Origin of the sequence: Methylorubrum populi (assembly GCF_002355515.1) — a bacterium.
In the GTDB taxonomy this organism is placed as follows: domain Bacteria; phylum Pseudomonadota; class Alphaproteobacteria; order Rhizobiales; family Beijerinckiaceae; genus Methylobacterium; species Methylobacterium populi_A.
Map to the genome: position 1 here is coordinate 5690410 of NZ_AP014809.1, position 15231 is coordinate 5705640.

General features: G+C 66.1%; 13 protein-coding genes and 1 tRNA gene. 8 read left to right on the plus strand and 6 right to left on the minus strand.

Annotation, left to right across the window (positions count from 1 at the left end):
• Positions 1-72: 72 nt before the first annotated feature.
• From ilvN to MPPM_RS26485, 4 genes are all read left to right on the plus strand, one after another.
• Positions 73-615: an acetolactate synthase small subunit gene (gene ilvN / locus MPPM_RS26470; protein ID WP_096487626.1), complete on the plus strand. Its 543-nt coding sequence runs from the start codon at positions 73-75 to the stop codon at positions 613-615.
• 63 nt (positions 616-678) lie between these two features.
• Entirely contained in the window at positions 679-1323 is a 645-nt protein-coding gene (locus MPPM_RS26475) for a glutathione S-transferase family protein (RefSeq protein WP_096487627.1), read from the plus strand.
• Positions 1324-1537: 214 nt separating this feature from the next.
• Positions 1538-3307 (plus strand): N-acetylglutaminylglutamine amidotransferase, encoded by a 1770-nt coding sequence (locus MPPM_RS26480; RefSeq protein ID WP_096487628.1) that lies wholly within the window; start codon positions 1538-1540, stop codon positions 3305-3307.
• A 144-nt stretch (positions 3308-3451) separates the two neighbouring features.
• Positions 3452-4291: a class II glutamine amidotransferase gene (locus tag MPPM_RS26485; RefSeq protein WP_096487629.1), complete on the plus strand. Its 840-nt coding sequence runs from the start codon at positions 3452-3454 to the stop codon at positions 4289-4291.
• A 48-nt stretch (positions 4292-4339) separates the two neighbouring features.
• Here the strand turns inward: MPPM_RS26485 and MPPM_RS26490 are convergent, their stop codons facing one another.
• On the minus strand, positions 4340-5086 hold the full coding sequence (locus MPPM_RS26490) for a sigma-70 family RNA polymerase sigma factor (RefSeq protein WP_096487630.1): 747 nt from the start codon (positions 5084-5086) through the stop codon (positions 4340-4342).
• Between the two features lie 286 nt (positions 5087-5372).
• Here MPPM_RS26490 and MPPM_RS26495 point away from each other — a divergent pair, with 286 nt between their 5' ends.
• Positions 5373-7334, plus strand: coding sequence for a cytochrome C oxidase Cbb3 (locus tag MPPM_RS26495; protein ID WP_096487631.1), 1962 nt, complete (start codon positions 5373-5375; stop codon positions 7332-7334).
• Between the two features lie 131 nt (positions 7335-7465).
• Entirely contained in the window at positions 7466-7732 is a 267-nt protein-coding gene (locus tag MPPM_RS26500; RefSeq protein WP_096487632.1) for a hypothetical protein, read from the plus strand.
• A gap of 395 nt (positions 7733-8127) precedes the next feature.
• On the opposite strand, the gene MPPM_RS26505 is transcribed toward MPPM_RS26500, so the two are convergent.
• Genes MPPM_RS26505 through MPPM_RS26515 form a run of 3 tightly spaced genes read right to left on the minus strand, consistent with a single transcriptional unit; the run spans position 8128 to position 11515 of the window.
• Entirely contained in the window at positions 8128-9174 is a 1047-nt protein-coding gene (locus MPPM_RS26505) for a response regulator (protein ID WP_096487633.1), read from the minus strand.
• A complete protein-coding gene (locus tag MPPM_RS26510; protein WP_096487634.1) occupies positions 9171-9617 on the minus strand; it encodes a response regulator in 447 nt (148 codons plus the stop codon). The genes MPPM_RS26505 and MPPM_RS26510 overlap by 4 nt, the downstream gene beginning before the upstream one ends.
• 2 nt (positions 9618-9619) lie before the next feature.
• Complete coding sequence (locus MPPM_RS26515) at positions 9620-11515, minus strand: sensor histidine kinase (protein ID WP_096487635.1); 1896 nt, start codon at positions 11513-11515, stop codon at positions 9620-9622.
• 421 nt (positions 11516-11936) lie between these two features.
• Between MPPM_RS26515 and MPPM_RS26520 the strand changes: the two genes are divergently transcribed.
• Complete coding sequence (locus MPPM_RS26520; protein ID WP_096487636.1) at positions 11937-12728, plus strand: Crp/Fnr family transcriptional regulator; 792 nt, start codon at positions 11937-11939, stop codon at positions 12726-12728.
• On the opposite strand, the gene MPPM_RS26525 is transcribed toward MPPM_RS26520, so the two are convergent.
• Together MPPM_RS26525 and MPPM_RS26530 are read right to left on the minus strand one after the other, a co-directional pair.
• Entirely contained in the window at positions 12705-13607 is a 903-nt protein-coding gene (locus MPPM_RS26525) for a response regulator transcription factor (RefSeq protein WP_096487637.1), read from the minus strand. The two genes, MPPM_RS26520 and MPPM_RS26525, sit on opposite strands and share 24 nt — an antisense overlap.
• Positions 13608-13963: 356 nt before the next feature.
• Positions 13964-14038 (minus strand) — tRNA-Thr (locus tag MPPM_RS26530).
• Positions 14039-14321: 283 nt separating this feature from the next.
• On the opposite strand from MPPM_RS26530, the gene rpsT reads away from it, so the two are divergent.
• A complete protein-coding gene (gene rpsT / locus MPPM_RS26535; RefSeq protein WP_096487638.1) occupies positions 14322-14588 on the plus strand; it encodes a 30S ribosomal protein S20 in 267 nt (88 codons plus the stop codon).
• Positions 14589-15231: the final 643 nt, after the last annotated feature.

Sequence of the window (15231 nt, forward strand, 5' to 3'; positions counted from 1 at the left end):
CCAGCATCGCGGTGCTGACCTGAGGTGGCGGAAGCAAGATCGAACAGGGTTCAAGTTGAGGAACGCCAGACGATGAACGCGATGAACACCCACTACCCTGAGCCGACGCGGGTCGAGAGCGTCAACCGTCACACCCTGGCGGTGATCGTGGACAACGAGCCCGGTGCGCTCGCTCGCATCGCCGGCCTGTTCTCCGGCCGCGGCTACAACATCGAGAGCCTGACCGTGTCGGAGACGGAAGAGGCGCGTCACCTCTCGCGCATCACCATCGTCACCACCGGTACCAACGCGGTCATCGATCAGATCAAGGCGCAGCTCGACCGCCTCGTGCCCGTTCACCGCGTCGTCGATCTGACGCTTCAGGGGCAGGCGCTGGAGCGGGAGCTCTGCCTTGTGAAGGTGGCCGGGACCGGCGAGCACCGGAGCGAGGCCCTGCGCCTCGCCGCCGCCTTCGGCGCCCGCACCCTCGATGCCACGCTGAACTCCTTCGTGTTCGAGCTCACCGGCTCCACCGAGGAGATCGACCGCTTCATCCGTCTGCTCACGGTGATCGGCCTCGTGGAGATCTCCCGCACGGGCATCGCCGCCATGGGGCGCGGCGCGGAGCCGCTGTAACTGGGCATCCCCGCGGACGACGCTATTCTTCGGAACGCGTCGTCCGCAGCGATACGAAGGCCCATGACCGCCCGCACCCTCTACTACGCTCCCGGCGCCTGCTCGCTCGCCTCCCACATCGTGCTGGAGGAGATCGGTGCGCCCTACGAGACGGTCCGTCTCGATCTCGCCAAGGGCGACCAGCGCGCGCCGGAATACCTCGCCGTCAACGAGCGCGGGCGCGTGCCGGCGCTCTACGAGGATGGCTGGGTGCTGACCGAGAACGCGGCGATCCTGCGCCATCTCGCCCGCTCGCATCCGGAGGCCGGCCTGCTTCCCGCGGACCTGCGCGGGCAGGCGGTGGCCGACGAGTGGATGGCGTGGCTCTCGACCGGGCACCACGTCGCCTACGCCCATGTCCGGCGGCCCGAGCGTTACAGCGCCGATGAAGCCGCTTTTCCCGAGATCCGCGCCAAGGGGGCCGACACCTTCGGTGATCTCTGCACCATGACCGAGGTGCGTCTCTCGAACGGCGGCTGGACGCTGGGCGAGTGCTACAGCGTCGTCGATCCCTACCTGATGGTGTTCTGGATCTGGGCCCGCGGTCCCGTCATCGGTTTCGACATGCCGGCGCAGTTCCCGGCCTGGACCGACCATGCCCGTCGCATGGCCGAGCGCCCCGCCGTCCGCGCGGTCCTTGCCCGCGAGGGGCTGACCCCGCCGGCCTGAGGGTCCGTCCGATCTCGCTCCTTCGTTGACCCGCCCGTGCCGATGCATCCCATGATGGCTCGGAAATCGCTTGGCCGGAGTGAGCCGGGCGGCCTCGCCGTGCGGTATCGAACGAAGGTCAGGGTTTCGCGGGCGGAAGGGAACGTGTCGGGCGCCGCCCGGTTCTGACGCTCAAGTTCGAACATCGAGGACGAGACGAGGACGGCCAGCGGCGATGTGCGGGATCTGCGGAGAGATCAATTTCGGCGGGGAGGCCGATCCGAGCGCCGTGCGGGCGATGATGGCGGTCCTGCGTCCCCGCGGTCCGGACGCCGGCGGGCTTCACGGCCAGGGCGGGGTGCTGTTCGGTCATTGCCGGCTGAAGATCATCGACCTGTCGGAAGCCGGCCAGCAGCCGATGGTCGATGCCGATCTCGGCCTCTCGATCGTCTTCAACGGCTGCATCTACAATTACAAGGACCTGCGCGAGGAGCTTGTCGCCAGGGGCTACCGCTTCTTTTCCACGAGCGACACCGAAGTCGTGCTCAAGGCCTTCCACGCCTGGGGGCGGGATTGCGTGAAGCGCTTCCTCGGCATGTTCGTCTTCGCGGTTCACGAGCGCGATTCCGGCCGCGTGACGCTCGCCCGCGACCGACTCGGCATCAAGCCGCTCTACTATGCCGAGACAGGCCGACGCTTCCGCTTCGCTTCCTCCCTGCCGGCTCTGCTCGCAGCAGGCGACGTCGACACTTCGATCGATAAGGTGGCGCTTCACCACTACATGAGCTGGCACGCGGGCGTGCCGGCGCCGCTGACCATCCTCAAGGGTGTGAGGAAGGTTCATCCCGCAACGACCCTGACCTTCGAGCCCGACGGCTCTCGCCGGGAGGAAACCTACTGGACGCTGACCGTCGGTCCGCGCGACGAGGACCGCCACATGACAGAGGCGGATTGGCGCGCGGCGGTGCTGGATTCGCTCGGTCTCGCGGTCGCACGCCGCCAGATTGCCGACGTACCGACCGGTGTCCTGCTCTCGGGCGGTCTCGATTCGTCGGTCATCGTCGCGCTTCTCGCGAGGAACGGTCAGAGCGGCTTGAAGACCTTCTCGGTCGGCTTCGATGCGGTGAATGGCGTCGAGGGCGACGAGTTCAAGTATTCCGATATCATCGCCGATCGGTTCGAGACCGACCACGCCAAGATCGTCGTGGACGGCTCGCGCACGCTGGAGGCGCTACCGGCCGCGATCCACGCCATGGCCGAGCCGCAGATGAGCCACGACGCGGTCGCCTTCCTTCTGCTGTCGCAGGAGGTCGCCAAGCACGTGAAGGTGATCCAGAGCGGCCAGGGCGCCGACGAGGTGTTCGGCGGCTACCACTGGTATCCGAAGCTGATGGGCTCGACCGACCCGACCGCCGATTACGCCAAGGCCTATTTCGATCGAGATCACGCCGAGATGCGGGAGGCGCTGACCCCGGACTTTGTCGACGAGGATTACAGCCGCGACTTCATCGCGCGCTTCTTCGCCGACTCGAGGAGCAAGAGCGCCATCGACAAGACCCTCGACCTCGATCAGCGGATCATGCTCGTCGACGATCCGGTCAAGCGCGTCGACAACATGACCATGGCCTGCGGGCTCGAGGCGCGCGTGCCCTTCCTCGATCACGAGCTCGTGGAACTCGCCGCCCGCATCCCCGCCGAGTTGAAGGTGCGCGACGGCGGCAAGTTCATCCTCAAGGAGGCCGCCCGCGCGGTGGTACCGGCCGAGGTGATCGACCGGCCGAAGGGCTACTTCCCGGTCCCGGCGCTCAAGCATATCCGCGGGCCGTTCATGGACTTCGTGCGCGACGTGCTCGATCGCCCGGCCGCCCGCGAGCGCGGAATCTTCAACCGGGCTTACGTCGATCACCTGCTCGCCGATCCCGACGGGACGCTGACGCCGAAGGGCAATTCCAAGCTCTGGCAGGTCGCCCTGCTCGAAGGGTGGCTGCAATCGCACGGCATCTGATCCGCATCTGATCGGCCGCTCCCGCGTTGCCTGCATGACCCGACGCGCCGGACCGGCGCGGCCGGCTGCGCTCAAGGTGACGCGGATTCTCCACGATCATCCCCGATGCGCGATGCGCTGGAACGCTGCGGGAGACCCGAAACGATGTGTCGTTGGATCGCCTATCGAGGCCGCACGATCCCGCTCGAACATTATGTGACCGAACCGGCGCACTCGCTGGTCTCACAGAGCATCAAGGCGCTTGAATCGACCGCGAGCACCAACGGCGACGGCTTCGGCCTCGGCTGGTACGGCGACCATCCCGAGCCCGGCCGTTTCCGCGAGGTCCAGCCGGCTTGGTCCGACGAGAACCTGCGCTACATCTGCCGCCACCTGCACTCGCACCTGTTCTTCGCCCATGTGCGGGCGGCGACGGGGACGCCGATCACCCGCCCGAACTGCCATCCTTTCGCCTGCGGACCGTGGCTGTTCATGCATAACGGCTATGTCGGCGACTGGGCGCGCCTGCGCCGGCCGATCGAGGCGCTGATCCCGGACGAACTCTATCCCTCGCGCAACGGCACCACGGATTCGGAGGCGCTGTTTTTGGCCATCCTCGGTCAGGGTCTGATGGCTTCGGAGGTGAAGCGTGACCCGATCACCGCCACCGCCCTGGCGCTCGCCAAGGTGACGGAGCTGGTCGGCGGCATCGAGGGCGGGCACCCGTTCCGCTTCACCGCGGCCCTCGCGGATGGCCGCGACCTCTACGCCTTCCGCTACGCGGCCAACGACGCGGCCAACAGCATGTATTACCGCCAGTCGGCCGACGGTGTCGTCGTGGTCTCGGAGCCGCTCGACAAGGAGCACGCGACCTGGACGCCGGTGCCGGACAACAGCGTCGTGATCGCGCGCAAGGACGAGTTGGTGGAGGTCGTGTCGTTGAAGGAGTTCGGCCTCGCCCGGACATCCCGCCTGCCGCAGCTGCAATTGCAGATGAGCGCGTGAAGGGGCGCGGCGCCGGTCCGGGCCCGCCGCCGCCTCACCCGAGCGCTGTCACGCCATCCAGGTCGAGCCGCCGACGGCCGAGAGCGTCATGCCGTCGGAGCCGACATCGGCGGCGCTGTAGCCGAGAATTTGCGCGAGCTGTTCGCGCGCGCGCCAGACACGGCTCTTCACCGTGCCGATGCGGCAGTTCATCACGGTCGCCGCCTCCTCGTAGCTGAGGTTCTCGATCGCCACGAGGATCAGCGCCTGCCGCATCGGCAGGGGCAGCTTGGCAAGCGCCGTCTGCGCATCCATCAGATCGACATGGCCCGATTGCTCGGGCGCTGCGGCGAGGCGCTCGGCGTAATCGCCGTCACTGTCGGCGACCTCGCGCACCTCCTTGCGATGGCGCGAGTAGAAGGCGTTCCGCATGATCGTGAACAGCCACGCGCCGAGATTGGTGCCGACGGTGAAGCGCGACCGGCTGCGCCAAGCTCGCAGGAAGGTGTCCTGCACGAGATCGTCGGCGGCCGACGGATTCTTCGTCAGCGACATGGCGAAGTTGTAGAGACGGGGCGTCATCTCAATGATGGCGGCTCGAAACGACTCCTCGTCCTTGCCTTCCTGGGCGACGAGAACCGTCTCCAACCGGGCCAGCAGGGCATCGAAGCGGCCAACCTCCGTGCTCGGACTGCCCGGCATTCGCGCGTAGGCTTCGGCGAGAAGGGCTCCGAGGCGTTGCTGGACCTCAGGGGGCAGCGTCGGCACCTCGTCATCGAGGGGCGAGGCAAGTTCGTCTAGGGCAGTCTCTGGCATCAGGTCCTGTGGCAGATCACGGACTTGGGCTGGGGCTCGTGCCCCCGCGCCGGACTTGTCCCGCGATTTGCCGTTCCTCGCGCCAACATAGATTATCAGAGCGCGAAAGAGCGTATCGCCGTTATTAGCCTGTGTATGGATCGAAAATGCGGCCGCTGCGCAACGTATGTGCCGGATCGAAAACAACCTAGCCTACGTTATTTTCAGTTGCGGCAAACGATGTCTGCCGCAAGAGGTTGCCTGATCGCGTCTTTCCTCCCCATTGTCGCAAGGAAAATTCGCCCTAATGGCTCGGCCACTTCGTGTCTTCATGGTCTCGTTTGTCGCAGTCGGCACTGTGATCGCCGCGGGTTCAGTGGCCCGTTTCAGCTATGCGCCGATGCCGGACGAGGGCGATCTCCTGAATCCGGGGCGCTACCCGGTGAGCACCGCCTATGACGTCCTCGGCCGACGGGTTGCACGGGCTGAGGCCGAGCGCTTGAGAGCCACGTCGGAAGGGCGTGGCGCCCTGACCGCTGAGAGCGGTGCGGTCGCGATCGACGAGGCGCTGCTGCGCCGCGGCCGGGAAGCCTTCTACCGCGAGACCTTCGGCAACGAGGTGTTCCTGTCCGATGTGATGGGGATGCTCGACGGCGGGCTGACGCCCTATGAGGTCGCCCGCGCCATCGTCCTGCTCGGAGGCAAAGGCACGACCAATCTTCAAGTTCGCATGGCCCGCGACGTGAGCGTGGGCGACAGGATCTGGAGGACGGGCGAGCTGGTTCCGACGGGACTCGACGTGCCGCGAAACTCGGCCTTCATCCTCGGTATCCGCACATTCTACGACCGCGGGCGCCTGCGCATGGGGATCACCTGTGCGCTCTGCCACGCTGCGGTCGATCCGGCCTCGGGCAAGGTCGTGGAGGGCGCGCCCAACACCGACCTCAATGCCGGCCTGCTGATGGCGCTCGCGAGCAACGCGAGCGCCTACTTCATGCATGGCAGCGCCGACCCCTCCGCCCATCCGGGCGATCCGGCCCGCCAGGTCATTACCGAGAGCGGGGCGCGGGCGGCGCTCCCGGACCGCGACCGTTTCGAGGCTGCGGCCAAGGTGGAAGTCGCAAGCTGGCCCGCCGGCAGCTTCGATTCCTCCGCCGATCGCGAGACCAACCCGACCTCGATCCCGTCGAGCTTTTCGGCCTATGCCGAACCCTATAGTTGGAGCGGCCGCGCCGGGATTGGACCGTTCAAGGGATTGTCGGCGCTCAACAACAACGTCCATGCCGCCAATTCCGATACGACCCAGCAGACGCGGGCAGCGAAGACCCTGTTCGGGCTCGATCCGCAGGTCTATCTCGGTACGGTCCTGCAGGGCGCGGCGGCCGGGCCCCTTCGCTACGATCCAGCCTCAGGCAGGCGCCCGACCGAGATGTTGGAGGCGGCCGACCCGACGCCGGGAACGCCCGGCCTCAACAGCTACGCCGTCCTGCCGAGTTTCCCCGCCACCAACTATATGACCGATAACGGCCTCCTGGCCTCGGTGCCGGGAGAGCCCGCAAACTATGCCAACAACGCGATGTCGGCCTTTCAGAACCTGCTGCGGGCGCCCGACGCCCCCGCGGATACCGAGCAGATGAGGCGCGGCCGCGCGGTATTCGAGCGCGTGGGCTGCGCCGGTTGCCATTCCGGGCCGGCGCTGAGCAACAACCGGGTCATTCCGATCGCAGAGATCGGCACGCAGCCGAGCCGCGCGCACTCGACCATGCGAATGGAGGCGCGCCTCGCGCCGCCGGAGATTTTCGCCACGGATACGCCGTTTCCGCTGCCGCCGGATCCTAAGCTCGTGCCGATCCCGCTGGAGGGAGAGGTTCTCAAGCAGGTGCAGCTTGCCTGGGCCCATGCCGGAACGGCCGGGGGGTACAAGGTGCAGAACCTCGTCGGTCTCGCCTGGAGCGCACCCTACCTCCACGATTCCGGTGTCGCCGTCGGACCTGACGCCGAGAAACAGCTCGGCGTTCCGGGCACGCTCGACGCGGGCATTGCGCCCGATCCGGCCAACAGTCTGCGAGCCCTGGTCGATCGCGGCCTGCGCGCAAAGGTTGTCGCGGCCAATGCCGCCTCGCAGAAGGCGCGCACGGCCCGCGTCACGGGTGAGGGCCATGCCTACTGGGCAGATCCGGCCGCCGGGGTGAGCGCTGGTGAGCAGACGGATCTTGTCGCCTATCTGCTGTCGATCAATGCCCTGACCGAGCAGGTCCCGGTACCCTGACGCCGGCAGGTGAGCGACTCCTGCGACGCATCGCCTTCCGTCCCTCGGGTGACCGGAGGCCGCTGCGATGCGTTATTCTCCAATCGACCTGTCTCGGCGGCCTGCGCCGCCCTCGCGGGAGAGCCCGAACCTTGAGCGTCCTGCACCTGCTCCCGCTCCTGGCCTTCCTGGCACCCATGCCGCCAATCCGCCCGGAGCCGCCCTCCTCCCGGCCGATGCCGGAATGGTTTCCCGCCTTCATCATGGGCATGACCGTGTTCATCATGGTCGCGCCGATGATCGCAATTTGGGGGTTTCACCGGTCCGAACGGTCGTTCCGCTCGACCTGCGAGGCGGCGGGCGGACAGGTTGTCCACGCTTCGCTCGCCGACGAGGCGGTTCGCTGCCGCCGCTTCTGATGGGTTGTCCTTCAGTCTTCGAATCCACCCACCCGACGAAAAGAAGCCCGCGCCGACAGGGTCGGGCGGGTCGAAGTCTTGGGAGAAACAGGCAGCTGACCTGCCGTCTCGATAACCGGCCCCGGCTGGCCCGGTTCATCGCCTCGATCGAGAAAATCTCGGCCAAAGCTTCGCACTGAACATTTCGTCGGGAGTAAAAGCCCTGGAATTGACCCAGCCCGCAGGCATATCCGGATCGAAAAATGTCAGCCTGATCGTAGCGGAGACTGTCGTGAGACATCCGCGCCGCAAGCGAGCGATGTTCGCACTCGATTTTCCGACGGGATCGTTTCAACTCGGCGCGAGCTACGATTCGTTCAGGGCCGGCAGCCGTCCGCCAAAGGACTCGTCATGCGTCACGTCTGGAATGACAGCACGGCCCGCGTTCCGATCCGGCCAGGGGCGTAAGTCAGCGCCGAGCGCAGGTTAGAGGCCATCGCCCTGATGATGCGCGAACCGAGGCCGGTCCCCCTCGCTTCGCCCTCCCCCGTCCAGCCGATGCCGTCATCCTCCACGGCGAGCGAGAGCATATCGGGCCCCTCGCGCATGACGCGCACACGAATCTCGCCCTGCGTCTCGGATGGGTATGCGTATTTGTAGGCGTTGGTGACCAGTTCGGTGACGACCACGCCGAGGGAGACCGCCTTGTCGGTCGCCAGCCGGATCGGCTCCGCCTGGAGGCGAATGGCATGATCGCGGCCGGACGCCTTCATCGCCAACTGCAATTCTTCGACGAGCCCCGCCAGATAGGCGTCGAGTTCCACCGCCTCCACGTCCTGCGAGGTGTAAAGGCGGCGATGGATGCCGGCGATGGCCGAGATGCGGGCCTGCATCTCCTCCAAAGCCTGCTTCGCGGCCGGGTCCGCCACTGCGTTGGTCTGCATCCGGGCGAGCGCGGCGACCAGCGTCAGCGAGTTCGCAACCCGATGGTTCACTTCGCGCAACAGGAGTTCCGCCCGGTCCCGCGCCTCGCGCACGGCGGCCTCGGCCCGCTCCTTGTCGCGCCGCATCGCCTCCTGGCGCAGGGCGGTATCGACCGATTCCCCGAGCAGCTCGCGGAACTGTCCTTGGAGGTCCTTCCAGACATAGTCGACCGCTCCCGCCTTGAGGGCCGCCACCGCGACCCGGCTGTCCTCGGAGCCGGTGACGTAAATGACTGGCGGTGCGTCCGGCAGAGCGCGGAGTAGCGGCAGCAGATCGAGCCCCGTCCGATCGGGCATGTGGTGGTCGAGAGCGATCAGATTGACGCCGCCGCTCCGCGCCCGCGCCAGCCCCTCCTCGCCACTCGCGGCGAGCTCGACGTGATATCCCCGCGCCTGGAGCGATCGCTGAACGAGGCGTCCGAGGCCGGGATCGTCGTCGATGTAGAGGATGAGGGCCGGGGCCGCGCTCGCGTCGCTCATGAGTTCTCGGGAACCTGGATGACCGAGAAGAACAGCCCGAGCTGACGAATCGCGTTCGAGAAGCCTTCGTAGTTGACCGGCTTGGTGATGTAGACGTTCGCCCCGAGGTCGTAGCAGCGCTGGATCTCGCGGCTGTCGTCGGTGGTCGTCAGGACGACGACCGGGGAGCGCTTGGTGTGCGGATTGGCCTTGATCCGCTCCAGGATGTCGATGCCCGTCATGTCCGGCAGGTTGAGGTCGAGCAGGATGAGAAGATGGCGTCGGCCGCTCACCTCCCCGCTGCCGTCGGCACCGAACAGGAATTCGAGCGCTGAGGTTCCGTCGCGGAAGGGGACGATCTCGTTGTTCACGCCAGCGCGACGGATGTTGCGCTCGATCAGCCGGGCGTGACCCTCGTCATCCTCGATCATCACGATGCTGACGGCATGGAAGGGCGGCTGCATGGTCACTCCGCGGCCAGGGACATCGTGTCGGACGAATTCGATATCGCCGCGCTTCGGCCTGTAGCCGGCCCGCGGGGCAGCGTCACGATAAAGGTTGTGCCGCTGCCCGGCTGCGAGGAAACCTCGACGCGTCCGCCGAGCGCGCGCACGAGGGCCTTCACGCTGGCGAGGCCGATGCCCTCCCCCGGTTGATCCTGCGCACCTGAGCGCCGGAACAGCTCGAAGATTCGGCCGTGATCCTGGGGCGCGATGCCCCGGCCGTTATCCGACACGGCAAAACGGATCCGGTTGCCGGGCGCGGAACTGGCCCTGACCGCGATCGTCCCGGGCCGGGCCGGATCGAGATATTTGAGGGCGTTGTCGATGAGATTGCCGAACACCTGCTCGACGGCGAGGCGGTCGGCCACGATCTCGGGGAGATCGTCCGCGACCGTCACCGTCGCGCCCTTGCGGTCCGCCTGATGGCGCTGGGCATCGGCGATGCCACGCACGAGCTGTGTCATCGCGAGCGGCTCGGGATGGAACCGGCGCCGTCCTTCGCGCGACAGCTTCAGGATCGCGGCGATCAACCGTTCCATCTTGATGATCGCCGCCTGGATGAACCCCAGCGACTCGGCAATGTCGTCGTTGATCCGCGCACCCTGCGGATGGTCGCGCAGAAGGGCGTGCAATTCCTCGCGCACCGCCTCCAACTCGCTCGTGAAGCCCATCACGTTGACGAGCGGCGCCCGCAGGTCGTGGCTGACGATGTAGGCGTAGCGCTGAATCTCCTCATTCGATTCCCGCAGTTCGGCCTCGGCCTCGCGCTGCTCCGTGATATCGGTGTGAACGCCGACCCATTCGCGGATGGCGCCATGCCCGTCCAACACCGGCACCGCGCGGATGGAGAAGTGTCGCCACAACCCGTCGCGGGCGCGCACCCGATGCTCGTGGACGAAGGTGCTGCGGGTGGCGACCGTGACGTTCCAAGCCTCGACGCTCGGCTGCCGATCGTCCGGATGAACGGCTTCGGCCCAGCCGAACCCCTCGTATTCGGCGCGCGTTTGCCCGGTCAGTGCGGCCCATCCGGGCTGCTCGCCGGTCATCCGGCCCTGCGGATCGTTGGTCCACAGCACGCCGCGCACGGCCTGCACGGCGGCGCGGAACCGCTCCTCGCTCGCCCGCAACTCGCCCTGAATCCGCTGCTGGTCGAATGCGGAGGCGAGCATCGCGAGGAACAGGATGACGAAGGTGACACCCGCGACGTAGAGGGCGAGATTCTGCTGATCGACGCTCGTCGCCGCGAGATGCGCCGCATGGGCGCCCCCCTCCTCCGCGGTGATCGTCGCCGCCGCCATGCCCGTGTAGTGCATCCCTGCGACCGCCACGCCCATCACCAGCGCCGCGATGAACCGCTGCCAGATGCCCGTCGGCCGGAAGGTCAGCCAAAGGGCGACGGTCGCGGCCAGGACGGCGATCGCGACGGACAACGCCACGATCGGCAGGCTGTAGGCGAGATTGCCGGGCATCCGCATCGCGGCCATCCCGGTGTAATGCATCGCCGCCACGCCGATCCCCATGACGGGGCCGGCGACGAGGACATCCCAGCGCGCGGCCTGCCGGCGTCCGACCCAGGCTAAAGCCGCGCCGGTCACAACGACGGCGATCAGCAGCGACAGCAGCGTGCTGCCAAGGTCGTAGGCCGCGGGCAGACCCATCTCGAAGGCCAGCATCCCGACGAAGTGCATCGACCAGATGCCGCCGCCCATCGCGAGGGCGGCGCCGAGGAGCCAGGCCCACCCCAGGCGGGAGCCGGCGCTGCGCACCCGTGCGCCGAGGTCGAGGGCCGTGTAGGAGGCGAGCACCGCGATGGCGAGGGACAGCGCCACGAGAGCCGGGTTGTAGCCGGTGGTCATCATCGTCGTGTCGCGCCTCGAAACCCGTCGGACCGCGCCCCGCGGGCATCGCCAGATCGAGGCGGCGATCCGAGTCAATGCGGGCCGGGCGTGGCACGACCGCCCGAGATTGGCATAAGTTACATCGCTTGTACGTCCGACACCATGGCAGGCCGAACTAAGCGTGAGCATGGACCGCTTATTTCTTTGCGTATTACGCAGGCGCAGGCCGGAAATCGTTTACAACTCTCTCGCGATGCGCGACTACCTTAGGTAAGTGCCGGATGCGGTGCTAGGGGTGTAACTTCATGTTCCCTCAACCTGGGCGGACGAGTATCGAATGCGCATGCGGCAGGTTCAACCCGAACGCCCCGTCCCCTCGCACCTTGGATCCCCGTCCGGTGAGGCGCAGGTTGGGGCTCAACAGGCTGAGAATCCTCAGGATTTGCAGAAGATCGTGCCATGTGCGGGATCCGCCGATCACGAGGTGGGTGATCCTCTCCGGCGAAGGCTCGGCGCCTACGTGGAACTGAGTTCGAGCGATATCCGCGAGCTCGAAAGTCTGACGACGAACGGTCGTCGTTTCCCGGCGCAAACGCCCCTTCTCCATCAATCCGACGTTCCCGAGAGCGCCGTCCTTGTTCTCGATGGCTTTGCCTGCCGCTACAAATTCCTGACGAATGGGCGCCGCCAGATCACGGCTTATCTTCTGCCCGGCGACATCTTCGAGCCCGAACTCGATTTCCGGCTGCCCCTCGATTGCGCGCTCGGAACGCTCACGGCCTGTCGGCTCACGCTCATTCCACGGTCCGACTACGAGGATCTGATCCGCCGACGTCCTCGGATCGCCCTGGCCCTCCAGATGGCGCGGCTGACGGAGGCTGCGACCCTGCGCGAGTGGATCACCAATCTGGGTTCCCGATCCGGCCCCGAGCGGCTGGCGCACTTCCTGTGCGAGATCCTGTTTCGCTTGCGCGCAACCGGTTTCGCTTCCGAGAACCAGTTCAGCTTCCCCATCACGCAGGCGGATTTGGCCGACACGCTCGGGATGTCGTGCGTCCACGTCAATCGCGTCCTGCAGAAGCTGCGTCGTGACGGGCTGATCGAGTTGTCCGGCCGCAAGCTCACGATCCTCAAACCGGACGGGCTCAAGTCCCTGGCCGAATTCGATGCTTCCTATCTGAAGGTCGATGCGACGCCGCTGCGACCCAACTCAAGCGCTCGGCCCGCGGCGTAGCATCACAATTCGAGAGACGTCCGATGGCGTTGTCGGGATGGGCCTTGCGCCGGCGCTGAGCGGTCCGAGACCGTCAGTCGGCTGAACACCGACTCTCGCCGCCATCAGCACGGCTTCCGGGAGGGTCCGGACCCCGAGCGCTTCCATGACATGGGCCCGGTGGATCTCGACAGTGCGCGGACTGAGGCCGAGCGCCCGGCCGATCGACTTTTTGGTGCCACCCGCCAGGAGGCCCTCCAGCACCTCCCTCTCCCGGTTCGAGAGGACGCCGATGCGAAGCTTCTCATCGGTGCGCGCCCGGCTTCGATCGGCGTCGTGGCGCAGTTCGGCGAGGGCCGATGACACGGCGGTCAGCAGGGCATCGGGTTGCCACGGCTTCTCGATGTAATCGACGGCGCCGGCCTTCATGGCGCGCACACTGTAGCCGACATCGCCGTAACTGTGCCCGATCGCCAGCACCGGCAGGGCGAGCCCATCGGCTTTGATTGCCTTCACCACCGTCAGGCTCTCCGGACCCGCTGCCTCAATGTCGAGGATGACGGGTAAGCCTGCGGCATTGGGCAAGCCCTCGTATGTCGACTCGATCACACAACAGCATGGTCGGACGATATCGAGGGTGAGAGCCAAACCGACCCATCCTCTGAACAGCTTGATCGGCGCAGCAAGCGGCCAGTGACGAACGAGGAGGGCGACCGCTTGCTGTCTGCGGCAGACGTTGTGCCAGACGATCTTAACCGTGTCGGCCCGTGATGCCGAAGCCGCCCGAGAGGTTTGCGCATGAAGCAAATACTTTCGAGATTGGCTCGTGTTCGCCACATGGGACGATCGGTTATGGCTGCGCCCTCCGATCATGCTCGGTTCCAGCGACGTGATCGTCATCGCTGTCGGATTTCAAATAAAAGCCGACGCGTTATCCTGTCAGTCTCGCCCGAGATTATCATCCACAATCGAATGATGATGGGCTAACCCTCTGTTCTTCGGTCCGCAATACCGCTTGAGCGATAGGATCGATAGCGATGAACGCTCACATATGGCTAAAGGGAAGGGGACGGGCCGTCCTCGCCAGCGTCCGGCAAGATCGAGGGGCGTTCGCTGCGGTAGATGGAAAACGCCCGTCCTGGGGTTCTTCCACGGTCGCGCTATTCTGAGTGACAATGTGTGAGACCGCCGTGTGGGAGTGCGGTCGTTCTCAGCGTGTCGTTCGCCCTAACCTGCTGATATCGTTAGGGGAAGAATGGTGCTGCGAGAGAGGATTGAACTCTCGACCTCCTCATTACCAATGAGGTGCTCTACCACTGAGCTACCGCAGCGCGGTGTCGGGGGGCGGTGCCGCCGCCGAACTGGACGCGGCATTAGCCGATCGAATTCCGCTTGGCAACGCTCTTCCTTCGAACAAAATGCAGGAAGGGCAAGAGCGACGCGTGGCGTGACGATTTGTTGACGGATCATGGGGGCATCGCTATAGAGCAGCCTCCACGTCCGGCCGCAGCACTGCGCCCGGTCGTTTCGCCTTTGCTTATCATCAGGCTGCGCTGACCGACACCGGATGCTCCCGGGCTGGGTCGCTGCCGCCACGACCAGACGAGGATGCCCATGGCCAACACCGTGTCGGCCAAGAAGATGACCCGAAAGATCGCCAAGCGTACGGCGATCAACCGCTCGCGCCGTTCCCGGATGCGCACCTTCGTCCGCAAGGTCGAGGAGGCGATCGCCACTGGTGATCAGAGCCAGGCCCTTGCCGCCCTCCGCTCCGCCGAGCCGGAGATCATGCGCGCTGCCCAGCACGGCATCGTTCACAAGAACAACGCCTCGCGGAAGGTCTCTCGTCTCGCCGCCCGCGTGAAGGCGATCGCCGCCTGAGCGGTTCCTGATGGCTCCCCGCCCCTGCTCAAAGAGGGAAGTCAGGGGAGCCGATCGATAGAGTAACAGATTGAGCCCGGTCTCTTCGGACCGGGCTTTTTCGTGTTTGCCCGCGCCTCAGGATCGAGGGGGCGTCACAAATCACTCAGCAATCGCCGATGCGCCCGATGGCGCTCTCCATCGCGCTTCCGATCGCCCGCCACAAGGCTGGCTCGATCGAAGCTTGAGGCGAACGGAGCGCCCGTCGGCCGATCTGTCTGTTCCCGGTTGTGCACCGGCGCGCAGCCCTTCTCCACAGATCACGCCACGTTTTCCCGAATCGTCTCTTGCATCGCGCCCGCGAGCGGTCCGGCAGGGGCTCGTTAACCATGCGCGAAATGGTCTTCGTTGCGCACGGCCGAGCCGACCGTGTAGCTTAACAAAACGTTGCCGGCAGGGACGTCCGGCAAGATGAGTGCCGGCCGGTCCGGAGTCGTCCCCAAGTTGCGGGCAGGCCTTCGACTCTTCGACCCCCTGCCGACGACTCGGTCGATGCGCAGATGTTTTCCCCGATCGTCCCGCTGTTAGGAGAACGATAGAGGATTGTTGATACACAGCCATCTTTAGCGGTGGCACGCGGCGTCGGTCTTGACAACGTCGCGGC